This window comes from Planctomycetota bacterium, from assembly GCA_016872555.1.
Lineage (GTDB): Bacteria > Planctomycetota > Planctomycetia > Pirellulales > UBA1268 > F1-20-MAGs016.
Genome location: VGZO01000042.1, coordinates 1 through 23,702 on the forward strand (window position 1 = coordinate 1; position 23,702 = coordinate 23,702).

The following is a 23,702-nucleotide window of genomic DNA, read 5'->3' on the forward strand; positions in this document are numbered from 1 at the left end:
CTGGATCAGGATTTCCAATGCAGGTCAATTGGAGGTCGGCAATTCCTTGAGGAGTACGCTTGTGAAGAAACTGATGTCGATCGCGGCCGTCTGCGCTGTGTTGTTCGTGGCGATGGGGGCCGGCCCCGAGGGTGAGAAGGACAAGGGCGTTTTGGAGAAGTTGGGATTCGAACTCGTCATGCCCGCAAAGGTCATGCCTGGTGCTCCGCAGCAACTCAGAATCACGAAGAAGACCCTGAAAAAGCTCGAAGAGCTGATGGCGCAGGGCAAGGGCGTGGCCGTCTCCGACGGCGGTGAACTCGAGATCGTCGTGATCGAGAAATAACTCGCTCATCTGGATCGGCCGCGCTGGGACCCCAGCGCGGCCGATCTTTTTTTCTTCCCGCGTCAGCGGCGGCGTGAGACGGGCATGACCCTCACGCTTGACCGGTCGACGTGCGCGATGAACGGTGGCGGCCTCGAGACCGCGATCCGTTCGATCTTCGGGAGTTGCCGCACCCATGTGTCGGAGGCTTCCGCGCTCGACAAGTGGCCGGCAGTCAGAACGAACGCCCGGATACGTGCAGCCAGAAGGGCCTCTCGCTGGATTCGCCTGTGGCGGATTCTTTTGTCGTTGGTCAGAACGACCCATCCCCTGGAGCCGACGACTGGCAGCCAGCCTTCGTCGGGAATGTCGTCCGCAAAGTGGTCGGAGTGGCGCTCGACGACTGCCCCCGCTGCCGTCAACGCGGCCACGAGCGTCCTCGAATTGGTGCACCGGTCGAGAAAGAAGACGACTTTCGGCCTACGCCGCGCGGCTCTCGTACCGGATCGCTTCTTCGACTGCATCCGTATCCAGTCCCATGTCCGCGGCGATATCCCTCGGCGAATCACCTGCCAGGAATCGTTCCGCGACGATGGCCGTCGGCATGCCGGTACCTGTCAGACATGGTCGCCCGAACTGTACGCGCGGATCGATGAAGACGGTCCGCCGACCGGGCTCCTCCCGGCTGGTCGTGAAGGGATAAAGCCGGACCGCTGCGCCTCGTGCATCGCGCTCGATTCGATCGAGGTGGCTGATGAGACACGCCTTCATGGCCATCTGGCCCTGATCGGACACATCGACCAGTTCCCCGTAGCGCTCGACGAAGAGATTCGTTCCGTCGGTTTGCATCTCGACGTCGGCAAGCGGATGGCTGCTCTTGAACCTGCGGCGCAGGTAATCGACAGCCTTGCGGACCTCGACGAGCCTGACGCCGTGATCACGTCGAATCGCACTCAGAACGTGGAGCTCAACGAGGTTTCGAAAGGACAACGAACGGCTGCTGGGGTCTGCGATATGGATCACGGGCGCGAAGAGTTTTCGACGGTCCTCGACTGTCGGATATCGTCTGCCGAGAACCCACGAGCGAACGGTGGCCTGGGGCACTCGAATCAGATGGGCCACCTCGGGGATCGAGTACGCGGGCAACTCGACCGGATCGCGGCCGCGGTAAATGTCGAAGACTCGTGCCACGAAGTCGCGATCCTCCGTGTGCCAGACTAGAAACGGACGGGCCGGGTGGTCAAGCGGATGCGCGCTGGCGACATTCGAACCGAGCTTCCATGAAACGGCTCGCGTTTCTCCTGCTCGCTACACCTTCTCCCAGCGGTGGCTCCGCGCACTGGCCAGCACCGCGTCGCAGACCTTCTGGGTGTCGAGGGCTTCGCGGAAGGTGGGGTGGGCCGGCTGCTTCTTGGCGTAGGCCTCGAGGAAGTCGGCCACCTGGTGGACGAACGAGTGCTCGTAGCCGATCGCCAGGCCCGGCACCCACCACTTGCCCATGTAGGGATGGTCGCCGTCGGTGACGTGGACGCTCTTCCAACCGCGCTCCGGGCCGGCGTCGGCGTAGTCGAAGACCTGCAGCCGGTGGAGATCGTGGAGATCCCACTTGAGGCTCATCTTCTCGCCGTTGATCTCGAACGTGTACAGCGCCTTGTGGCCGCGCGCGTAGCGGGTGCTCTCGAACAGCCCGAGCGAGCCGTTGGCGAAGTGGCAGAGAAACGAGCAGGCGTCGTCGATCGTCACCGGCTCGACCTTGCCGGTGAGCTGGTGCTTCCGCTCCTTGACGAACGTCTCGGTCATCGCCGTGACGTCGCGGACCTGGCCGTTGATCCAGATCGCGGTGTCGATGCAGTGCGCCAGCAGGTCGCCGGTCACGCCGCTGCCGGCGGCGGCCGCGTCGAGGCGCCACAGCGCCGTGCCCCCTTGGGGGAGGTCGGCCGAGATCGTCCAGTCCTGGAGGAAGTTGGCGCGGTAGTGGAAGATCCGCCCCAGGCGCCCGGCGTCGACGAGCTGCTTGGCGAACGTGACCGCGGGGATCCGGCGGTAGTTGTACCAGACGGTGTTCGGCACGCCTGCCTTCTCCACCGCCGCCACCATCGTCTCCCCCTCGGCGACGTTCATCGACAGCGGCTTCTCGCAGAGGATCGCCTTGCCGTGCCGCGCCGCCTCGGTGGCGATCTCGGCGTGGAGGTTGTTGGGCGTGCAGATGTCGACCGCGTCGATGTCGTCGGCGGCGACGAGCTTCCGCCAGTCGCTCTCGACGCGGCCGTAGCCCCAGCGCTGGGCGAAGGCGGTGGCCTTCTCGACGTCGCGGGCCGCCACCGCCTGGAGGACCGGCAGGTACTCGAGGTCGAAGAAGTCCTTGACGCGGTTGTAGCCGTTGGAGTGGGCACGGCCCATGAAGCCGTAGCCGATCATGCCGATGCGGAGGGGCTTGGCCATCTGCGTGGTCCTCGGAATGGATGCCTGAACAGGGGGCCGGGGGACGGTCAGTCCCAGCCGTGGGCGTCGCGGACGGCGAGCATCGTCCGCAGGATCGTGTTCCAGGTGGCGGGGTTCTCGAGTGTGGCGTTGGGGAACATGCAGCCGTCCCAGCAGACGTGGCGGATCCCGCGCTCGGCCGCCCCCTCGAGCCACTGGCCCGCGCAGGCGACGATGTCGAGCTTGCCGGCCGGATCGTCGGCCCGGCAGTGCTTCCCCGTCTTGTCGTGGGAGCCGGCGCCGTGGACCTCGCCGTCGTTTTGGGCGACGTGGAAGTCGATCGTCCAGGGACGGAGCCGCTCGGTGAGCTGGCGGTAGGCCGATTGGAACTCGGCCGGCGAGTAGCCCTGGCGGAGCAGGGCGTGCTCGGGGGCGTTGTAGCCCATCAGATACAGGTAGGTGTGGGCGAGGTCGCACTGGAACCCGAGCGACCCCGGCATGTCGACCGCCTCGAGGAGGTCGACCATGTCCTTCCAGGAGTGCATGCCCGCCCAGCAGATCTCCCCCTCGGCGGCGAGACGCTCGCCATGGGCGGCGGCCACGATCGCCGCCTCGCGGAACGTGGCGGCGATCGTGCGCGTGTGCTCGGCGGGGTGCTCGCGCCACCGGGCGATGCCGAACTCCGCCGAGTCGATCCGGATCACGCCGTAGTGGCGGATGCCGTGGTCGTTGAAGATCGCGGCGATCCGGCAGGCTTTCTTGACGGCGTTGATGAACTTCGCCCGCTGCACCGGGCTGCCCATCGCCGAATCGCCCACGGTGCCCGGCCAGATCGGGGCGACGAGCGACCCGACGACGAAGCCGTGCGAGGCGATCAGGTCGGCGGTCCGGCGGAGCTGGTCGTCGGAGGCGTCGGGATCGGTGTGGGGGTGGAAGAGGAAGTAGTCGATGCCGTCGAAGCGGCGGCCGTCGACGCTCGCCGCCGCGGTCAAGTGAAGCATCCGCTCCAGGCTGATCGGCGGTTCCTGGCCGGGATCGGTCCCCTTGCCGACCAGTCCCGGCCACATCGCGTTGTGGAGCTTGGGGTAGGCGTGGCTCGGCATCGGGGGCACCTCTCAACTCGGGGAACGGGGCGCTCGGTGAAGGGACGTGACGACGGGAACGGGAGCCGGTTCGGTCACCATTGGCGGCCGGTCTTCGGGCAATCGGCATGGACGTCGGGGCCGAAGTAGCGCAGGGAGACGAGCGGCCCCGGCCCGGTGTTCACCACCTCGTAGCCCTCGGCGGCGGCACTGGCCGAGATGAATAACTCGTCGGCGGTCATCTGGCCGAAGCGGACGAGCGTCGGAGTGGCGACGGTGTGGCCGCCGACCGTGCCCTCCCCCTGGACGGTGATCCAGCCGCTGGCGCCGGCGTCCTTGATCGTGATCCGCGCTCCCGGCTCGAGCGTGAGCTCCTTGGCGCTGAACAGCTGCCGGCCGTCGACCTCGCCGTAGACGATCCAGCGGTCCTCGGCACCGGCGCTCGAGCGCGAGGCGTCGAGGATCGGTTCGAGGTAGTTGGCTTGCTTGAAGTGGGTGTCGACGTTCTTGTCCCAATCGAGCTGGCCGATGATGAAGTCGAGGTCGTGGTGCTTCTCCTTCGGCATGTCCTTGACCAGCAGGCTCCACGGCACCGCCCGCCCCTCGACGAGCGACTGGAACATGCCGAACACGTCGCTCCCCCACTGCGGCTCGTAGGTGAGCAGCGAGCCCGGGGCGTGGAGGACTCCCGGCGGGATCAGCCAGCCGGTGCCGCGCTTCAGGCGGTAGGCCTTGGCGAGATCGATGATCCCGTTGTCGCCCCGGTTCCAGTTCTCGAGGCACCTCCGCACGTCCTCCTTCGTGGTCCCCGGCTCGAGGCCCATGAAGGTGTAGGGGAAGTTGTTGTCGCAGTTGTTGTACTGCGGCGGGAAGTAGTAGCTCTCGGGCTTCCCCTCCTGGCCGACGAGCTTGGCGTCTTCGAACGACTGGTGCATGTGGTGGGGGATCGGCCCCATGTTGTCGAAGAACTTCGAATACACCGGCCACTTGCGGTAGGTGTCCCAGATACCCCTGCCGACGAGCTTCGCCTTCCCCTCGGCGACCGCGTCGCGGAGCAGGAACCGCTCCCCCTCGAACACGCACCACGAGAGCCCCTCGTCGGGCGTGCGGTTCTCGTTTGCCGCCTCGGTGGTGCTCGCGAACCAGCGCTCGTCGATGCCGCCGCGATCGAGGCCGTAGGCGTAGTAGTCGTCGGGGTGGAGGCGGACGCGCTTCCCGGGATGGAGGAAGCTCCGCGGGACCCACGTCGGCGACAGGCGGAGCATCCCGCGGCCGGCGTCGAGCGCCCGGTCGAGGGCCCTGGGCAGGTTCTTGGCGGCGGGGAGGACGGCGGACCGGTCACTGGCGACGGACATGGAAAACCCCCTGGAAAACCGGCCGAAAGTGTGGCGATGTTGTACGGCCCGCGCGCGAGGGCCGCAAGCCGCCGCCCCGCTCGCGACGCCGCCGCCGGGGAAGGCCGGACGCTCAGAAGAAGAACGGCAGCCCCTGCCGCGCGAACTCCTCCTTCTCCTTGGCGAGGAACTCGTCGCCGAGCCGGTCAAAGCCGCCGCCGGCGCGGAACTCCTCGAGGAACCGGTCGACCTCGGCCTTGAGGCGCTCGTCGCCCCGGCGCAGGCCGATCGCCCACGACTCGGCGCCGAAGATCTCGAGCACGGCCCGCGTGGTGTCGGGGTGACGGAGCTGGCTGCGGTACACCGACAGCGGGTCGTAGATGAAGGCGTCGGCCTTGCCCTGCGCCACCTCGAGCACGGCGGCCGCCTCCTTGTCGAGGACGAGGACCGTCGCCTTGGGGAGCGACGCGGTGGCGTAGGAATGGCCGATCGTCCCCTTCTTGACGGCCACCACCCGGCCGGGGGCGTCGAGGTCGGCGACGGAGCGCACCGGTGACTCGACCGCCACCAACAGCGCCAGCCCGCTCTTCATGTAGGGGGCCGAGAAGGCGATCGACTTGGCCCGCTCCGCCGTCGCCGTCATCGACGAGATGATGCAGTCGATCTTGCCGGTCTTGAGCGCGGGGATCAGGCCGTCGAAGGCGATGTTCTCGATCGTCACCGGCCGGCCGAGGTGGTTGCCGAGCGCTTCGGCCAGCCGGACGCTCAATCCCGCCGGCTTGCCGGCCGGATCGACCATCTCGAACGGCGGGTAAGCCAGCTCCATCCCGACGCGTAGCGGCGCCTGCCCGCGCGGCGCGCAGCCGCCCGTGAGCGTTACGGCGGCCAAGACCAGCGCCAGTGACCGGCGCGAGACGACGGCGGAGAGGGTGGCGTCGGGCATCGGCAGGCGCTCCGGCGGGCGGGGGAACCGGCTCGGGCCGGGCGGGCCGATGATACCGTCCGCCGCGCTGCTCCCACGGGGCAGGATCGGGATCGACGGACGCGCCGCTCAGCCGTCGCGGCCCACGATCCGCCGCGCCAGTGCTTTCACCGACAGCGGCGCCGAGCCCTCGGCTTTGTTGTTGACCGTGATCAGCACCTCGGCGCCGCGGGCGGCGCGGGCCGCTGCCAGGTCGGCGAGCGCCGCCCGCGACTCCCGATCCTCGTCGACCAACCGGTCGAACGGGAAGTAGTGCTGCTTCGCCTCGTCGTAGGCCATCCCGGCGTGGAGGTTCCAGCGGACCACCAGCGCCCCGGAGGACAACCCGCCGAGGCGCTCGACCTGCTCGGCGACCGGCGGCATCCGCGCGTGGACCGCGAGGCAGGGCACGGCACCGGCGTCGGCGAGGATCCGCACGCCGCCGGGGAGCAGGCACTGCGGGTCGCGGAACTCGATCGCGTAGCGGGGGCCGCGCGGCAGCACGGCGACGAAGGCGGCGATCCGCGCGGCGAGGCGCTCGGGATCGCGGGCCACACGCCCCAGCGGCGGGAACTGGAACACCAGCGCCCCCACCTTCCCCGCCAGCCCCTCGACCGCCGGCCGGACGAACGCCGCGGCGGCGGCGGCGCCGTCGAGGAACGAGGGATTGTCCCCCGCCGCCCCGCCGCGGAGCACCGGGTCGGTGAACGCCGCCGGCGCCTTGACGACGAACCGGAAGTCGTCGGGCACCTGCGCGGCGTAGCCGGCGAAGGCGTCGGCCGACAGCGGCGCGTAGAACGTGCGGTCGAGGCTCACGGTGCGGAACAGCGGACAGGCGGCGTAGGCCGCCAGCCCCGCGCGCGCGAGGCGCTGCTCGCTCTCGGGCCGGCCCTCCCGGGGCGCGTAGACCAGCCCCGTCCAGCCGGGGAACGACCAGCTCGACGTGCCGAGCCGGATCGCCGCCGGCAGCGCCCGGGCCAGGGCAACGGCCTCCGCGTCGGCCGCCGCCGGCAGCACGGGCGCGGCGGAGGGGCGCGCACGGCTCCCGGCCGGGGCGGGATCGTCGTCGTCGAAGAAGGAGAGTTGGCGGGCGGGCATCGCGCGACCCCGGGGACGGTCGCGATCATGCTAGCTTTCCGCCGACGAAGCCCGCTGCCTCACCCGGCAGCGCGGCATACTGATGGCATGGCCGTCACCGCGCCCCATCCGTCGGACATCGCCGCGCGCCTCGCCCGCCTCGCCGACAGCCTCGACGGCGAGTTGCTCGTCGACGAGTCGTGGCGTGCGATCTACGCCACCGATGCATCGGAATACCAGGAGCGACCGCTGGCCGTCGCCCTGCCGAAGTCGGACGCCGACGTGCAGCGGCTCGTGCGCTTCGCCGCCGCCGAGCGGATCGGGTTCATCCCGCGTGGCGCCGGCACGTCGCTGGCGGGGCAGGTCGTCGGCGGCGGGATCGTCGTCGACCTCGGCCGCCACATGAACCGGATCGTCGCCCTCGACACGGCCGGGCGGCGCGTGCGCGTCCAGCCCGGCGTGGTCCGCAACGACCTCAACCGGTTCCTCGCGCCGCACGGGCTGTTCTTCGGCCCGGAGACCTCGACCGCGTCGTGGGCCACGATCGGCGGGATGGTGGGCAACAACTCCTGCGGGAGCAACTCGATCGCCTACGGCGCGACGCGCGACCACTTGGTGAGCGCCCGCGGCTACCTGGCCGACGGTTCCGAGGCCCGCTTCGGGCCGCTGTCGGCGGCCGAGCTCGGGGCCGCGTGCACGGCCGGCGGAGCGCCCGAAGCCCGGATCCTCGCCGGCCTCCGCGACCTGCTCGCCGATCCGGCGGCGCGCGAGCTGGTGCGGCGGTCGTTTCCCAAGCCGGAGGTGACGCGGCGCAACACCGGCTACGCGCTCGACGCCCTCATGGACGCGGCGGTCTTCGATCCGGCGGGCGACCGGCCGTTCAACGTCTGCCGGCTGCTGGCCGGGTCAGAGGGGACGCTGTTCGTCGGTGTCGAGTTCGAGCTCGGCCTGATCCCGCTGCCGCCGCCGGGGGCGCTGCTGGTCGCCCACTGCCGCGCCGTCGACGAGGCGCTCCGCGGCGCGGTGGTCGTGATGCACGCCGGGCGGAGCGCGGCGGCGGCCGCCGGCGGCGCGCTGACCGGCTGCGAGCTGATCGACGACAAGATCCTCGCCTGCACCAAAGACAATCCCGAGCAGGCGCGCAACCGCAGCTTCGTCGTCGGCGATCCCGGCGCCGTCCTCGTCGTCGAGGTCCGCCACGCCGACGCCGGGGGGCGCGGCGCGATCCTCGACCGGATCGAGGCGGCGTTTGCCGCCGCCGGCATCGGCTACGCCTTCCCCCGGCTCCACGGCCGCGACGCCGAAAAGGTGTGGGAGCTGCGCCGCGCCGGGCAGGGGCTGGTGCAGAACATCCCCGGCGACGCGAAGCCGCGCGAGATCATCGAGGACACCGCCGTCGCCATCGACGACCTCCCCGCCTACATCGCCGACATCGACCGTCTCCTCGGCGGCACGCACGGCCTCGACTGCATCCACTACGCCCACGCCGGCGCCGGCGAGCTCCACCTCCGCCCGCTGTTCGACCTCCGCACCGCGGAGGGCCTGCGGCTGTTCCGGGCGGTGGCGACCGACGTCGCGGCGCTGGTGAAGCGCTACCGCGGCAGCCTCTCGGGCGAGCATGGCGACGGCCGGCTGCGCGGCGAGTTCGTCCGCACGATGGTCGGCGACGAGTGCTACCGCCTGCTCGAGCGGGTGAAGCGGCTGTTCGACCCCGACGGGATCCTCAATCCGGGGAAGATCATCGACACGCCGCCGATGGACACGGCGTTGCGGATCCTCACCGGCGCCGCCGAGCCCCGTCACGAGACGGTGTTCCGCTTCGGCGACACCGGGGGGATGCTCCGCGCCGCCGAGAAGTGCTCCGGGGTCGGGATGTGCCGCAAGCCGGCCGCCGCCGGGGGCACGATGTGCCCCAGCTACATGGCGACGCGCTCCGAGCACGACACGACCCGGGCCCGTGCCAACCTCCTCCGCCAGGCGCTTGCCGATCCCTCCCGGGCCGACCCCTGGAGTTCGCCGGGGCTCGGGGAGGTGATGGACCTCTGCCTGTCGTGCAAGGCCTGCAAGAGCGAGTGCCCGTCGAACGTCGACATGGCGCGCCTCAAGGCGGAGTGGGAGCAGCACGTCCACGACGCCCGCGGCGTGCCGTGGCGGACGCGCCTCGTCGCGGCGACGGCGCCGCTGCTGCGCTGGGCCAGCGTCGCCCCGTGGGCCTACAACCTCGCCGTCGGCACGCCGGGGACGTCGTGGCTCGTCAAGCGGATCCTCGGGTTCGCGCCGCGCCGGTCGCTCCCCGCGCTCTCCCCGCAGCGGCTGTCGGGCTGGTTCTCGCGGCGCCGGCCGCGCTGGACGGCCGCCACGGCGCCGCGCGGGGCCGTGCACCTGTTGTGCGACGAGTTCACCGACACGCTCGACGCCGGCGTCGGGATCGCCGCGGTCGAGCTGCTCGAGGCGCTCGGCTACGCCGTCGTGATCCCGAAGCATGCCGACAGCGGCCGGGCGCAGCTCTCCAAGGGGCTCGTCCGCGCGGCGCGCGAGCTGGCGGTGAGGAACGTCACGGCGCTGGAGGGGGTGGTCAGCGACGGCATGCCGCTGGTCGGCCTCGAGCCGTCGGCGCTGTTGAGTTTCCGCGACGAATACCCCGACCTCGTCCCGGCCGGTCTCGCGGAGCCGGCGCGCCGGCTGGCGGGGCGGGCGCTGCTGCTGGAGGAGTTCCTCGCCCGCGAGGCGGCCGCCGGCCGGATCGGTCCCGGCGACTTCGACGACGCTCCCCGCGCGATCGCGCTGCATGGCCACTGCCACCAGAAGGCGCTGTCGAGCATGGAGCCGGCGGTGGCGGCGCTGGCGCTGCCGGTGGGGCATGCGCTGAGCGTGATCCCGTCGGGGTGCTGCGGGATGGCGGGGAGCTTCGGCTACGACCGCGGCCACTTCGCCGTCTCGATGGCGATCGGCGAACTGGTCCTGCTGCCGGCGGTCCGTGCCCTGCCGCCCGGCACGCTCGTGGCCGCCGCGGGCACCAGCTGCCGCCACCAGATCGCCGACGGCACCGGCCGCCGAGCGCTACACCCGGCCGAGATCCTCCGCGCCGCCGTCCGCGTTGGTTGACGGGCCGCCCCTGCTATGCTCTGCCCGACCCCAGCCCCGAAAGGAACACATCCCATGCGCCGCGTCGTCCTCGCCTGTGCCGCCGTGCTCCTCGCCCTGCCCGCGTTCGCCGCCGACGAATACGCCTACGACGGCGTCCATTCGTCGGTCGGTTTCAAGGCCCGGTTCCTCGACATCAGCTGGATCCAAGGCCGGTTCAACGACGTCTCGGGGACGTTCGTCCTCGACCGCGACGATCCTTCGAAATCGTCGTTCACGCTCTCGATCAAGGTCGACAGCGTCGACACCGCCAACGCCGCCCGCGACGAGCATCTCCGCCAGCCCGACTATTTCGACTCCAAGCAGTTCCCGACGATCGACTTCAAGAGCACGAAGGTGAAGGGGGTGCCGGGGGGCTACGAGGTGACCGGCGATTTCACGATGCACGGCGTCACCAAGCCGGTGACATTCACGTTCATGGGCGGCCGCGAGATCACGGCGATGGGGAAGAAGCGCGTCGGCTTCGCCACCGAACTGCGCCTCAAGCGCAGCGACTTCAACTTCGACAAGACCGCGATCGGCAACATCGGCGACGAGGCGGTGATCATGATCGACTGCGCCGGGCAGCGGGACTGACGCCGTGGCTGGCGCGATGGCCGGCGCCGGCGCCGCGCTCGCCGCCGGGGTGGTCGCCGCGGCGACGGCAGCGGCGTGCCGGCGGGCCGGCGCGGCGGGCGCTCGCGTCGGGGCCGTGCCGGCGGTGCTGGCGGGAACCGTCGCCGGGGCGTGGCTGGTGGGGGCGCTGCCGCGGCTGCCGCCGGCTTCGGCGCTCGGGAGGCTGATCGCCGTCGGGTTGCCCGTGGCGGCGCTGGTCGAGCTGGCGGCGCTGTGGCGCCGGCCCGGGATCGCCGTGAGCCTCGTCCGTGGCCTCGCGGGGCTGGCGCTGGTCCGCGTGCTCCTCCACGGTTCGGTCCATCTGGGCGTTGAGGAGACCGGATCGCGCGGCGCTGTGATCGGCGCGGCGGCGCTGGCGGCCCTCGCCTGGCCGGCCGTGGCGGCCGGCGAGCGCCGCGACGACGGCGGCGTGGTGACGGCCGTCGCCGTCGTTCTGGCGCTGGCCGCCGCCGCCCTGGCGATCCCGCTGGCAGGCTACGTCAAGGGGGGCATGGTGGCGCTCGTCCTCGCGGCGGCGCTCGCCGGCAGCCTCGCCGGCGGGGGGCGCGTGGGACTGGCCGGCTTCGGCTTCGCGGCGCTGGTGGGGATCGTCGGTGTCGGCCGGTTCTTCGGCGGACTGTCGACGCCGGCGGCGCTGCTGCTGGCAAGCGCGCCATTGATCGCGTGTGCCGCCGGCGGTGTCGGCGACCGTCTCGGCGCCGCGCCGGCGGGGAGGATGACGCGCTTGGTGGCCTTCCGGCTGGCGCTGGCGGGCGTGCCGCTGGCGGTCGTGGTGTTTCAAGGATACCGCGAATTCGAGCGTTCGTTCCGGCCGCTGCTCGCGCCCCCCCGCGCGGCGGCGCCGGTGGCCGGCTCCCGGGCAGGGCAAGCGCCCGCGGAGTGCCATCAGTGGTGGACGTGACCGGACAGATGCAGATCGCAGTAGGCCGGCGTGCCGGTGCACTGCGGGCAGTAGCGGAAGTCGCGCTCGGGGTGGGAGAGATTCGTCGCCCCGCAGACCACGCAGACGTGGCGCGGCCGCTCGGCGCCGCGTGACCGGGGCGCCAGCCGTCCCCTGGCCAGGCGCCGGCGGATCTCGGCGGTGATCTCGGGCCCGAGGAACAGCGCCAGATTGGCGTGTGCCGCCAGGATCAGCACGCACGACAGCCAGCCCCCGGCGGTGAAGCGCGCGACGCCGACGGCAAACTGCCAGACGGTGGCGACGACGGCCACGAGCGCCAGCCACTTCACCTTCACCGGGAGGACGAAGAACAGGAGGATTTCGTACTCGGGAAACAACCAGGCGAAGGCGAGGAAGATCGACGCGTAGAGGAAGAGGTTGCTGCCGACCGCGCCGTCGGGCACGACGAACCAGCCGAGCAGCGCCGCCGCCAGGCTCGCGCCCCATGAGAGGAGGACGAACAGGTTGTAGCGCGCCGTGCCCCATGTCGCCTCGAGCGCCGAGCCCATCGTGTGGAGGAACATCACGTACATGGCGAACAACAGGATGCTCAGGGGATTGAGGCCGATCCCGAGCGCCGGTGTGAACAGGAACGTGACCAGCCGCCACACCTCGCCGCCGAAGACCCGCGCGGGAACCAGCTCGAGCAGCCCGCCGAGCCCGGGATCGGCGGCCGAGAGCACGGCGACCGCCACCATCCCCGCGACCAGCACCTGCGTCAGGTTGGGGATCGCGACGGGCTCGAGGATGCGTTCGAGGCGGTGGAGCCACTTCATCGGAGCCTGCCTGGCGGTGGGCGGAGTCGTCCGGCGGGGTAGCGGCCTGCCGGGGCGAAGGTAGCCGGGACGGGGCGGCGTGGACAGGCGGCGCGCGTCAGCGGTGGAAGATCAGGCAGGTCCAGCCGGCGTCGGTCATGGCCCGCGGATCGATCCCCAACCGGCGCCGGTATTCCGCGGCGACGGGCGCCGCTTCCTCGTCGGGCAGGCCCGAGAGGACGAGGCTGCCGGGGCGCGCGAGGCGGGCGCAGACGCGATCGGCGATGCCGACGAGCACCGCGGCGACGATGTTGGCCATGACGAGGTCGAAGGGGGGCCCGGCCGGCAGGTCGGCGAGGTCCCGCTCGACCCGCACGCGGTCGGCGACGCCGTTGTGGGCCGCGTTGGCGGCGATCGCGCCGTGGACGCGGCTGTCGATTTCGACGGCCACCACGTCGGCGGCGCCGGCGCATGCCGCCGCGATCCCGAGGATCCCGCTGCCGGCGCCGACATCGAGGACGTGGCCGAGCGGACGGCCGGCGGCGGCGTGGGCCGCCAGGGCGCGGAGGCAGAGGCGCGTGGTCAGGTGGAGGCCGGTGCCGAAACCGATGCCGGCATCGAGGACGACGCGCGCCGTGCCGGCGGCGGTGTCATCGAGGTCCGCCTCACAGCCGGGGGGCACGATCCAGCCGAACCCCGGCACGGCGACGGGCTCCTGCACTGGTGCCTGGCCCGAAGGCGGCGCTTGCCGGACGGCGCCGAGGCGGACCCCCGTGAGCGTGGTCAGCAGCGCTGCGGCGCGTTCGGCCGCCTGTTCGCCGGCGAACACGAGGATCATCTCGGCGCCGCCCGCAGCAGCGACCCAGTCGCGTTCGACGGGGGCGGCGGCGGTGTCGATCACCAGTGCGCTGTCTGCGAGCCCCGCAGCCCATGCCGCCTCGGCATCGACGCTCCCTTCGTCGAGCGCGAGCAGTTCACCGTCGGCAAACTCCGTCCACAGCCACTCGATGAAGCCGTCGCGGTCGGTCGGCCCGGTCGCGGGGAGGTCGACCGCGGACGAAATCGCGACGGTGACCAGCCAGGGGGTGGGCATGTGGGGGTGGGGGCGCGGAGTGCGGTCAGTCCGAGATGGCAGGCGGTCACGCTCGCCAAGGAGCCTCTGCTCGGGCTCGACAGAGGGAGACGCCCCCCGCGCCTCTGCCCTCGCATCGACCCGCACGACATTGCGACGGGCCGATGCGAGGGCGACGGCGGAGGGGCTTCGCGGGTCCCATTATGGGAGAAGATGGCCTGCTCGTCGGCTTCCGGGGCGTCTACCAGCGGCGTTTTCCCGGCATCTCCCGGCCTCCCCCCGCCTCGGTGCGCCAGGCATACTTGTCGGTATTCCGGGGAGACATGATCGTGAGGGCAGCTCCAAGGCCGTGGCGCGCGGCGGGCGGATCGATGACGCGTTCGCTGTGTCTCGTGATAGTCGTCGCCGCGGGCGCGATGGTCCCCGGCCCGTTCGCCGGCATGGTCCGCGGCGCCTCGGCCGCCGAGCCGTCGTTCGTGCGCGACATCAAGCCGCTGCTGAGCAACAAGTGCCTGCGCTGCCACGGCCCCGACGCGACCGCGCGGCAGGGAGGGGGTGAGGGCGGCCTGCGGCTCGACACCGCCGACGGGGCACGCGTTGACCTCGGCGGCCACGCGGCGATCGTGCCGGGCGATCCGGCGGCGAGCGCCGTCGTCGCGCGCGTCACGTCGACCGACCCCGACACCGTCATGCCGCCGCCGGGCGCCGGCGAACGGCTCACCGACCACGAGGTCGATCTGCTCCGCCGCTGGATCGCCGCCGGGGCGGAATACCGGCCCCACTGGTCGTACACGGCTCCGGTGCGGCCGGCCGTGCCGACGGTGCGCGACGCGGCCTGGCCCGTCAACGACATCGACCGCTTCGTCCTCGCCCGCCTCGAGGGAGAGGGGCTCGCGCCGCGCCCTCCGGCGGCGCGGCCGGTCCTCGCCCGGCGGCTGGCGCTCGACCTCGTCGGCCTGCCGCTGCCCCCCGAGGAGGTCGACGCGTTCGTCGCCGACACCGCGCCCGATGCCGTCGAGCGCTTCGTCGATCGGCTCCTCGCCCACCCCGGCGCCGGCGAGCACCAGGCGCGGCAGTGGCTCGATCTGGCCCGCTACGCCGACAGCGGCGGCTATGCCTCCGACGTGCCGCGCGAGATCTGGGGCTGGCGCGACTGGGTGATCCGTGCCTGCGACGCGAACATGCCGTTCGACGAGTTCACGATCAAGCAGCTCGCCGGCGACCTCCTTCCCGGTGCCACGACGGCCGATCGGATCGCGACCGCCTTCCACCGCAACACGCTGACCAACACCGAAGGGGGGACGATCGACGAGGAGTTCCGCTCGGCGGCGGTCGTCGACCGGGTGAACACGACGCTCGCCACCTGGATGGGGACGACGATCGCCTGCGCCCAGTGCCACGCACACAAGTACGACCCGATCTCACAGCAGGACTACTTCGCCCTGTACGCGATCTTCAACAACACTGCCGACGCCGACCGCGGCGACGAGGCGCCGCTCGAGGATTACCTCACGCCGGCGCAGGAGGCCGAACGCGGTCGGATCGACGCCGAATTGGCCGATGTCGAGCGCGTGCTCGCGACCGACACCGCCGACCTGGCCGGCCAGCGCGCCGAGTGGGACCGGTCGTTCCCCCGCGACATTGCCTGGGAGCCGCTCGTGCCGGAATCGGCGGCGATCGACGGGGGCCCCGCCGGAACCGTCGGCGCCGACGGCACCGTGCGCCTCGCCGCCGCCGGGGCGACGGCGACGACGCGCGTCGTGGCGCCGCTGCCCGCCGGCACGCTGGCGGCCATCCGCCTCGCGTTTCCCGCCGATCCCGCCCTCCCCGGCGGCGGCCCGGGGCACGGCGGCGGAAACTTCGTCGTCACCGGGATCTCGGCGCGGCTCGAGCCGGTGGCCGCCGCGGCGCCGCGCGGCCGCTTCGTGCGCGTCGAGCTGCCCGGCGCCGACAAGATCCTCTCGCTGGCCGAGGTCGAGGTGCTTTCCGTCGGCGCCAACGTCGCCCGTGGCAAGCCGGCGACGCAGGCCTCGACCGCCTACGACGGCGCCGCGGCCCGCGCCGTCGACGGCACCACCAGCGGCGTCTACACCGACAACTCCGTGACCCACACCGCCACGCAGGCCGATCCGTGGTGGGAGGTCGATCTCGGTGGCGAGCTGCCGATCGACGCGATCGCCGTCTGGAACCGGACCGACAGCTCGGTCGGCGCGCGGCTGGCCGGCGCGCGGGTGATCGTCCTCGACGCCGCCCGGCAGCCGGTCTGGCAGGCGACGCTCGACCAGGCCCCGACACCCTCCACGCAGTTGGCCCCCGACGGCGGCCGCGACCTGCCGCTGGCCGTCGCCTTCGCCGATCGCACGCAGCAGGGGTTCGCCGCGGCCAACGTCCTCCACCCGGCCGACGAGAAGCGGGAGCGCGACGGCGGCTGGGCGCCGGGGGGGACCTCGCCGTCGCAGCTGTCGCTCGTCCTCGCCGCGCCGCAGCCGGTGCCGGAGGGGATGCGGCTGGTGCTGTCGCTGCGGCAGCGGAGCAAGCACGCCGGCCACACCGTCGGGGCGCTGGCGGTCGCGGCCACGGCCGATCCCCGCGCCGGCCAGTGGAGCGGCCTCCCCGCCGACGTCGCGGCGATCGTCGTCAAGCCGGCCGGCGAGCGGAGCGAGGTGGAGGCGGCGCGCCTGGCCGACCACCACCGCCGCCACGTCGCGGCGGCGACGGCGGAGGCGCGCACGCGCAAGGAAGCGCTCGAGCAGCAGCGTGCCGCGCTCAAGCCGGCGAAGGTGCCGGTGATGTTCGAGCTTGCCGGCGACCAGCGCCGCACGACCAAGCTCCAGTACCGCGGCAACTACCTCGACACCGGCCCCGAGGTGCGCGAGGGGGTGCCGGCGGTGTTTCCGCCGCCCGACGCCGGCCCGTCGGGGCGGATCGACCGGCTGGCGCTGGCGCGATGGCTGGTTGATCCGGCCAATCCGCTCACCGCGCGCGTCGTCGCCAACCGGATCTGGGAGCGCCTGTTCGGCATCGGCCTGGTGGCGACCAGCGAGGAGTTCGGCAGCCAGGGAGAGCTGCCCAGCCACCCCGAGCTGCTCGACTGGCTGGCCGTCGAATTGGTCGAGCGCGGCTGGGACACGCGGTCGCTGACGCGCCTGATCGTCACCAGCGCCACCTACCGGCAATCGTCGCAGGCGCCGGCCGAGCTCGTCGCCCGCGATCCCGACAACCGGCTCCTCGCGCGCGGCCCGCGCGTGCGCCTGCCGGCCGAGGTGATCCGCGACCAGGCGCTGGCCGCGGCGGGCCTGTTGTCGGCGAAGAAGTTCGGGCCGAGCGTCAATCCGCCGCAGCCCGCCGTCGGCCTGTCGGCGGCGTTCGGTGGCGGCATCGACTGGCAGACCAGCGCCGGCGAGGACCGCTGGCGGCGGGCGCTGTACACGACGTGGCGGCGCAGCAATCCCTATCCGTCGATGGCGACGTTCGACGCCCCCAACCGCGAGGTCTGCACGATCCGCCGGCCGCGCACCAACACGCCGCTGCAGGCGCTGGTCACGCTCAACGACCCGGTCTACGTCGAGGCGGCGCAGGCCCTGGCACGGCGGATGGCGCGCGAAGGGGGCGCTGCCGCCGCCGGGCGCGTGACGCGCGGGTTTCGGCTCGTGCTGGCCCGCGCGCCAACGCCGGCCGAGGTCGACCGGCTGGTGCGCCTCCACGACGACTGTCTCTCGACCTACCGCGCCGACGCCGCGGCCGCGAAGCAATTGGCGACCGCGTTCGGCATGCAGGAGAGCCCGCTGGGCGCGCTCCCCGACGATGTCGCTCCGGCCGACGCGGCGACGCTGACGGTCGTCGCCAACGTGATCCTCAACCTCGACGAAGCGTTCATGTGCCCGTGACGGGCAGGCCCCGTCCGAAGGAGTGTGCGATGGACCCGCGGATCGAAGAGCGGCTGCTCGCCACCCGCCGCCACCTGCTCGGCGGGATGGGGGGCGGGATCGGCGCGGTGGCCCTGGCGAGCCTGCTCGGCGACGCGGCGGGGGCGGCCTCCGATCCACTCGCGGCGCGCCCCGCGCCGCTGCCGGCCAAAGCCCGGCGGATGATCGTCATCCACCTCACCGGCTCGCCCCCCCACCTCGACCTCTACGACCACAAGCCCGAATTGGTGAAGCGCGCCGGACAGGACTGCCCGGAGGAGTTCCTCGCCGGCAAGACATTTGCCTTCACCAGCGGCACCCCCAAGCTCCTCGGCACGCCGCGCTCGTTCGTGCGCTGCGGCGAGAGCGGGATGGAGCTGTCCGACGCCCTCCCCAACCTCCAGCGCGTCGCCGACCGGCTGTGTCTGGTGCGCTCGATGCACACCGACCAATTCAACCACGCCCCGGCCGAGCTGATGCTCTACACCGGCAGCGGCCGGTCGGGCCGGCCGAGCCTCGGGAGCTGGGTGACCTACGGCCTGGGCAGCGAGAACGCCGACCTTCCCGGGTTCGTCGTCCTGATCTCGTCGGGCGTCCAGCCCAACGGTGGCACGGCGAGCTTCGGCTCGGGATTCCTGCCGAGCGTCTACCAGGGGGTGCAGTGCCGCTCGAAGGGCGACCCGGTGCTGTATGTCTCCGACCCGCCGGGGATGAGCCGGGCGACGCGGCGCACGAGCCTCGACGCCCTCAAGGATCTCAACGAACTGCAGGCGCGCGAGCTGGGAAACCCCGAGACGCTCACGCGGATCGCGCAGTACGAGCTCGCCTACCGGATGCAGGCCAGCGTCCCGGAGGTGATGGACATCGGCCGCGAGCCGGCCCACGTGCTGGCGGCCTACGGCGCGGTCCCGGGGCAGCCGAGCCTGGCGGCCAATTGCCTCCTCGCCCGGCGGCTCGTCGAGCAGGGGGTGCGGTTCGTGCACCTGTTCGACTGGGGCTGGGACTTCCACGGCACCGGCCCGGCCGAAGACATCCGCGACGGGCTGACGAAGAAGGGGGCGACGTTCGACAAGCCGGCGGCGGCGTTGATCGAGGATCTCGAGCAGCGCGGCCTCCTCGACGACACGCTGATCCTCTGCACGGGCGAGTTCGGGCGGACGCCGTTTCGCGAGGGGCGCACGGCCGGCGGCGGGATCCTCGGCCGCGACCACTACCCCGACTGTTATTCGCTGTGGCTGTGTGGCGGCGGCGTGCGCCCCGGCCACGTCCAGGGAGCCAGCGACGACCTCGGCTTCCGCCCGGCCCGCGACCCGGTCCACATCCACGACCTCCAGGCCACGATCCTCCACCTGCTCGGGTTCGACCACACCAAGCTCACCTGGCGCTTCCAGGGGCGCGACTTCCGCCTCACCGATGTCCACGGCCGGGTCGTCGACGGGATGCTGGCGTGAGCGGCGGACGGGCCGGCCACACCGGGAGGATGGCGATGCGCGGCTCGGTGACACTGGCCATGGTGTCGTGCGTGGCGGTCATGGTGCTGGCCGTCGGCGCGGCGCTGGCAGGCGCCGCCGAGCCCGCCCCGCGCCCCAACATCCTCTGGTTCGTGGTCGACGACATGTCGGCCGACTTCGGCTGCTACGGCGAGCGCCTCGTCGCCACGCCGCACGTCGACCGGCTGGCCGCCGAGGGCACGCTCTTCCGCCACGCGTTCGTGACGGCGCCGGTCTGCTCCCCCTGCCGCTCGGCGCTGATCACCGGGATGTACCAGACGACGATCGGCGCCCACCACCACCGCAGTGGCCGCGGCGCGCTGGCGATCGACCTGCCGGCTCCCGTGCGCCCGCTCCCCGAGCTGTTTCACGCGGCCGGCTACTGGACGGGCATCGGCGAGGGGCTCGGCGGCGACACCCCGGCCGCCAAGCGCCCAGGCAAGACCGACTACAACTTCCGCTGGGACGCGGCGCTGTACGACGGCGCCGACTGGGCCGGCCGGCGCGCGGGGCAGCCGTTTTTCATGCAGGTCACGCTCCCCGGCGGCAAGCTCCGCGGCCAGGGGGGCGAGGCGACGGCGAAGCTCGTCGCCCGGGCCCGTGATCGCTTCGGCAGCGCCGTCGACCCGGCCGCCGTGACGCTTCCGCCCTGTTACCCGCGCGACCCGGTCCTGCTCGCCGACCAGGCGGCCTACCTCGATGCCGTGCGCTTCACCGACGACCATGTCGGGCAGGTGCTCGAGCGGCTCGATCGCGAGGGTCTCGCCGCCTCGACGGTCGTGGTGTTCATGACCGACCACGGCATCAGCCACGCGCGCGGCAAGCAATTCCTCTACGACGAGGGGACGCACGTGCCGCTGGTGGTGCGCGGGCCGGGGATCGCGCGCGGGGCGGTGCGCGACGACTTGGTCGAGCAGATCGACCTGGCGGCGCTGTCGCTGGCCGCCGCCGGCCTGCCGGTGCCGGAGTGGATGCAGGGGCGCGATCCGTTCGCCGCCGGGTACCTGCCGCGCGAGGCGGTGTTCGCCGCCCGCGACCGCTGCGACGAGACGGTCGAGCGGATCCGGAGCGTGCGGACGCCGACGCACCTCTACATCCGCAACTTCCACCCGCGCCGCCCCGCCCTCCAGCCCAACGCCTACAAGGACGACAAGACGATCGTCCAGCGCCTCCGCGAGCTCCATGCCGCCGGCACGCTCGATCCGCTCGCCGAGCGGCTGCTGTTTGCCCCGGAGCGGCCGATGGAGGAGCTCTACGCCTGGACGACCGACCCCCACCAACTGGAAAACCTCGCCGCCGACCCGGCCCACGCCGGGGTGCTGGCCGACCTGCGCGGCCGCCTGGCCGACTGGCAGGCGCGCACGGCCGACCCCGGCCCGGAGCCGGAGGCGATGTACGACTCCGACATGGCGGTCTACCTGGAGGAGGCGAAAGGGGACCGGCGTCCGGAAATCGAACGGAATATCGCCCTCATGAAGGAGTGGGCCGCGGCGGGGAAATGACCCTCGGCGGCCGTCGTGACCCACCGGAACGACCCATCCATGGCCGCCGACGACACCTGCAACCTGATCCATGGCCTGCTCGTCCAGCGGCTGGGGTTCGTGACCTCGGCGGCGGCGCTGGGGGCGATCGAGGCCTGGCGCGGCGACATGTCGCGGCCGCTATTGGCCGTGTTCGTCGAGCGCGGTCTGGTCAGTCCCGACACCCGCGCCGTCGTCGAGACGGTCACCGACCAGCTCGTCAGGACCCACGGCGGCGAGGCGGCTGCCCTGACGGCGCTGGTCGGCGTCGGCGTCCTTCCCGAAGACGAGCGCACCAAGTCGCTCCCCGGTGCCACGCCCCAGGGGACTCGCTACGAGATCCTCGACGAGCTCGCACATGGCGGGATGGGGCAGGTCCTCCGTGCCAGCGACGCGGTGCTCGGGCGCGAAGTGCTCGTCAAGCAGATGCTCGGCGAGATCGCCCACGACCCGCCGGCACAGGCGTCGTTCACCCGCGAGCGGCAGACGGCGGCGGCGCTCGAGCATCCCAACATCGGCCCGGTCTACGACGCCGGCGTCCATGGCGACGGTCGCCTGTACTACGTGATGCGCTACATCCGCGGCGACACGCTCAAGCAGGCGATCGAGCGCTATCACGATTCCGCCGCCGACCGTCCGTCGGCGGAGCGGGCACTGGCGCTGCGCGACCTCCTCGGCCGGTTCAGCGCCGTCTGCGAGGCGGTGAGCTACGCCCACGCCCGCGGCGTGCTCCACCGCGACATCAAGCCGGCCAATATCCTCCTCGGTGATTTCGGCGAGACGCAGCTCATCGACTGGGGGCTGGCGAAGGTCGGTGGCGAAGAGATCGCGGCCGCCTCCGGGTCGGGGTCGGGGTCGGGTTCGGGAAGCCGGCCGGTGTTGGCCATCGACTCGGGAACTTCGGAACCGACTCGCGCCGGCCAGGCGAAAGGGACGCCGGCATTCATGGCGCCGGAACAGGCGGCCGGCGAGGTCGACCGGATCGGGCCCGCCTCCGACGTCTACGGTCTCGGGGCCACGCTCTACCAGCTCCTCGCTGGCGTTCCCCCGTTCGACGGCCGGTCCCCATCGGTGATGCAGGACGTGATCCGCGGCGTGTTTCCCCGGCCCAGGCGCGTCGCCCCCTCCGTGCCCCCGGCGCTCGAAGCGATCTGCCTCAAGGCGATGGCCCGCGACCCCGCCGCTCGCTACCTGTCGGCCAAGGCGCTGGCCGCCGACATCGGCCGGTGGCTGGGCGACGAGCCGGTGAGCGTGTACCGCGATCCGTGGCCGGTCAGGGCGGCCCGGTTCGCGAAGCGCCACCGGACGGCGGTGACGGCGGCGGGGGTGATGGCCGCCACGGGGCTGGTAGCGCTGGGGGTGGGGAACGTTCTCGTCCGCCAGCAGCGCGACATCGCGCAGGCCAATGCCGCGGCGGCCCGGCAGGTAATCGACACGCTTGGCAAGGAGATCGGCGACGACGCCTGGGCGGTGATTCCAAATGCCGAGCTCAATCGCCTGAACGTGATGCGCGAGTCGAACCGGCAGTATGAAGCGCTCCTGCGCGTGCAGCGGCAGAACGACGCCCTTCGGCTCGAGGCCGCCGATGGCTACCACCGCGAGGGGAATCTCGCCCGGCTCGTGGTCCGCTATGGCGAGGCTGACCGTCTCTACGCCCGCGCTCATGAGCTCGTCACCGGTGTGCTCACCGCCACCCCCGGCAACGCGCGTGCGATCGGCGAGCGGTTCAACCTGCTCGCAGACCGCTGCGTGCTACAGCACTTCCAGGCCGACCCGGCCGCCGGGGATGGCTACCGCGAGGCGCTCGCCGCCGCCGCAGCAATCCAGCGGCAGTTTCCCGAGGTCAACGTCACCGTCGTGGTATCACGCATCAAGGCCGACTACGGCGGTTGGCAGGTCGACGACGGCCGGCCGGCCGAAGGGCAGGCCATGCTCCGCGAGGCGGTCGACGGCCTCGTCATGACCGGTCCATCGATGCAGGACGGCATCGATCACACGCAGATGATACTGGTGGCCACACTCTGCGCACTCTCCCGGGCGGAGGCCGAGTCGGGCAATCTCCCCGCCGCGATCGCCACGGCCGACCGGGCGGTTGCCGCCGCCGACGCCGGCCTCGCGTCGGCGAAGGTGGCCAATCATCCCGACGTGGTCCAGATGAAGGGGGCGGCGCTTCTCCAGAGGGCGATTCTTGCCGCCGGCGCGCCCGATCAGCTCGACGACGCGATCGCGCAGGCCACCGCGGCGGTGGAGATCTACGGCGCCCTTGCGGCGCGGAACAAGAAGATCGCCGGCCACCACCACCATCTCGCCGAGGCGGTGATCACCCGCGGGGAGATGCTCTACACCGCCGGCCGTCGCGATGAGGCCCGGAAGGATGCCGCCGCGGCGCTCGCCGCGGTGGCAGCGGCGGAAGGGGGCGGATCGAGCGAACAGGCCGATGTCGTCCGGATGGTGAATCTCGACGCGGCCCGGGCGTGGCTCCTGCGGGCCCGGCTGCTGACCGATGCCAATGACCCCGCAAACGCCAAGCCCACCCTGCAGCAAGCCCGTGAACGGATCGACAAGGAGCTGAAGAATTTTCCCCGCTGCCCCGAATCACTGCGGGTGGAAAAAGCGATCGATGAAGTGGAGGGAGTGATCGAACGGCGGCGGTGACTCGCCGTCATCGGCCCGGAACAAGTCCGCGGGCACTCCGCTGGCGAGTATCGAATTCACCTCGCAGTCCCCGCGATAATGCCCCGCCGTGGTGGCGGCCTTCCCCCCCTTGACAGGGAATTGGCCGGCAGCCCGCCAAGCACCCCCCATCAGGAGTCTAGTGCGCGGATCCCGTGACAAACGGTGCCGCTCGAGCAGTCAAATGCCGCGGATAAACTTTGGCCACGCGCTGCTCAGACCGATCACTCGACATACTCGACGGCATCGAACCAGCACTGTTCTTCAACCGGCGACCCCGGCGGTCCCAGCTTCAGACTCACCGTAAAGATACCGCTGACCGGCTCGCCTACCCCGATCGCGATCATGTTCTTCGACCCTTTGACAGACCGCGTCGTCTTTACCCGACGGAGTGTCAGGACCGCATAGT

Annotated in this window: 17 protein-coding genes; 8 read left to right on the forward strand and 9 right to left on the reverse strand. The window is 71.8% G+C overall.

The genetic code is table 11. The features are described 5' to 3' along the window. The first annotated feature begins 61 nt into the window (after nt 1-61). A complete protein-coding gene (locus FJ309_13215) occupies nt 62-325 on the forward strand; it encodes a hypothetical protein (GenBank protein MBM3955550.1) in 264 nt (87 codons plus the stop codon). A 62-nt stretch (nt 326-387) separates the two neighbouring features. On the opposite strand, the gene FJ309_13220 is transcribed toward FJ309_13215, so the two are convergent. The 7 genes from FJ309_13220 to FJ309_13250 all read right to left on the reverse strand — a co-directional run bounded on the left by FJ309_13220 (nt 388) and on the right by FJ309_13250 (nt 7,200). Then, on the reverse strand, nt 388-735 hold the full coding sequence (locus FJ309_13220) for a hypothetical protein (GenBank protein MBM3955551.1): 348 nt from the start codon (nt 733-735) through the stop codon (nt 388-390). A 49-nt stretch (nt 736-784) separates the two neighbouring features. Beyond that, nucleotides 785-1,495 (reverse strand): DUF433 domain-containing protein, encoded by a 711-nt coding sequence (locus tag FJ309_13225; GenBank protein ID MBM3955552.1) that lies wholly within the window; start codon nt 1,493-1,495, stop codon nt 785-787. Between the two features lie 117 nt (nt 1,496-1,612). Beyond that, a complete protein-coding gene (locus tag FJ309_13230) occupies nt 1,613-2,746 on the reverse strand; it encodes a Gfo/Idh/MocA family oxidoreductase (GenBank protein MBM3955553.1) in 1,134 nt (377 codons plus the stop codon). A 47-nt stretch (nt 2,747-2,793) separates the two neighbouring features. Beyond that, a complete protein-coding gene (locus tag FJ309_13235) occupies nt 2,794-3,828 on the reverse strand; it encodes a TIM barrel protein (GenBank protein MBM3955554.1) in 1,035 nt (344 codons plus the stop codon). A gap of 74 nt (nt 3,829-3,902) precedes the next feature. Next, nucleotides 3,903-5,162: a hypothetical protein gene (locus FJ309_13240; protein ID MBM3955555.1), complete on the reverse strand. Its 1,260-nt coding sequence runs from the start codon at nt 5,160-5,162 to the stop codon at nt 3,903-3,905. 112 nt (nt 5,163-5,274) lie between these two features. Continuing rightward, nucleotides 5,275-6,084 (reverse strand): transporter substrate-binding domain-containing protein, encoded by an 810-nt coding sequence (locus FJ309_13245; GenBank protein MBM3955556.1) that lies wholly within the window; start codon nt 6,082-6,084, stop codon nt 5,275-5,277. Between the two features lie 108 nt (nt 6,085-6,192). After that, entirely contained in the window at nt 6,193-7,200 is a 1,008-nt protein-coding gene (locus tag FJ309_13250) for a DUF72 domain-containing protein (GenBank protein ID MBM3955557.1), read from the reverse strand. A gap of 87 nt (nt 7,201-7,287) precedes the next feature. Between FJ309_13250 and FJ309_13255 the strand changes: the two genes are divergently transcribed. The 3 genes from FJ309_13255 to FJ309_13265 are packed head-to-tail and all read left to right on the forward strand — an operon-like array spanning nt 7,288 to nt 11,839. Then, nucleotides 7,288-10,284 (forward strand): FAD-binding protein, encoded by a 2,997-nt coding sequence (locus tag FJ309_13255; protein MBM3955558.1) that lies wholly within the window; start codon nt 7,288-7,290, stop codon nt 10,282-10,284. Nucleotides 10,285-10,299: 15 nt separating this feature from the next. After that, nucleotides 10,300-10,899, forward strand: coding sequence for a YceI family protein (locus FJ309_13260; protein MBM3955559.1), 600 nt, complete (start codon nt 10,300-10,302; stop codon nt 10,897-10,899). Nucleotides 10,900-10,903: 4 nt separating this feature from the next. After that, nucleotides 10,904-11,839: a hypothetical protein gene (locus FJ309_13265; GenBank protein ID MBM3955560.1), complete on the forward strand. Its 936-nt coding sequence runs from the start codon at nt 10,904-10,906 to the stop codon at nt 11,837-11,839. On the opposite strand, the gene FJ309_13270 is transcribed toward FJ309_13265, so the two are convergent. Together FJ309_13270 and FJ309_13275 are read right to left on the reverse strand one after the other, a co-directional pair. Next, nucleotides 11,824-12,654, reverse strand: a complete 831-nt coding sequence (locus tag FJ309_13270; GenBank protein MBM3955561.1) for a hypothetical protein — start codon at nt 12,652-12,654, stop codon at nt 11,824-11,826. The two genes, FJ309_13265 and FJ309_13270, sit on opposite strands and share 16 nt — an antisense overlap. Nucleotides 12,655-12,751: 97 nt before the next feature. Next, the gene (locus FJ309_13275; GenBank protein ID MBM3955562.1) at nt 12,752-13,726 is read right to left on the reverse strand and encodes a methyltransferase domain-containing protein; all 975 of its coding nucleotides are present in this window, start codon (nt 13,724-13,726) and stop codon (nt 12,752-12,754) included. 395 nt (nt 13,727-14,121) lie between these two features. Between FJ309_13275 and FJ309_13280 the strand changes: the two genes are divergently transcribed. The 4 genes from FJ309_13280 (at nt 14,122) to FJ309_13295 (ending at nt 23,275) form a co-directional block, all read left to right on the forward strand. Then, nucleotides 14,122-17,592, forward strand: a complete 3,471-nt coding sequence (locus FJ309_13280; protein ID MBM3955563.1) for a DUF1553 domain-containing protein — start codon at nt 14,122-14,124, stop codon at nt 17,590-17,592. 29 nt (nt 17,593-17,621) lie between these two features. Then, on the forward strand, nt 17,622-19,061 hold the full coding sequence (locus FJ309_13285) for a DUF1501 domain-containing protein (protein MBM3955564.1): 1,440 nt from the start codon (nt 17,622-17,624) through the stop codon (nt 19,059-19,061). 80 nt (nt 19,062-19,141) lie between these two features. Further along, complete coding sequence (locus FJ309_13290; protein MBM3955565.1) at nt 19,142-20,602, forward strand: sulfatase; 1,461 nt, start codon at nt 19,142-19,144, stop codon at nt 20,600-20,602. A 39-nt stretch (nt 20,603-20,641) separates the two neighbouring features. Further along, on the forward strand, nt 20,642-23,275 hold the full coding sequence (locus tag FJ309_13295; protein MBM3955566.1) for a serine/threonine protein kinase: 2,634 nt from the start codon (nt 20,642-20,644) through the stop codon (nt 23,273-23,275). Nucleotides 23,276-23,702 lie beyond the last annotated feature (427 nt).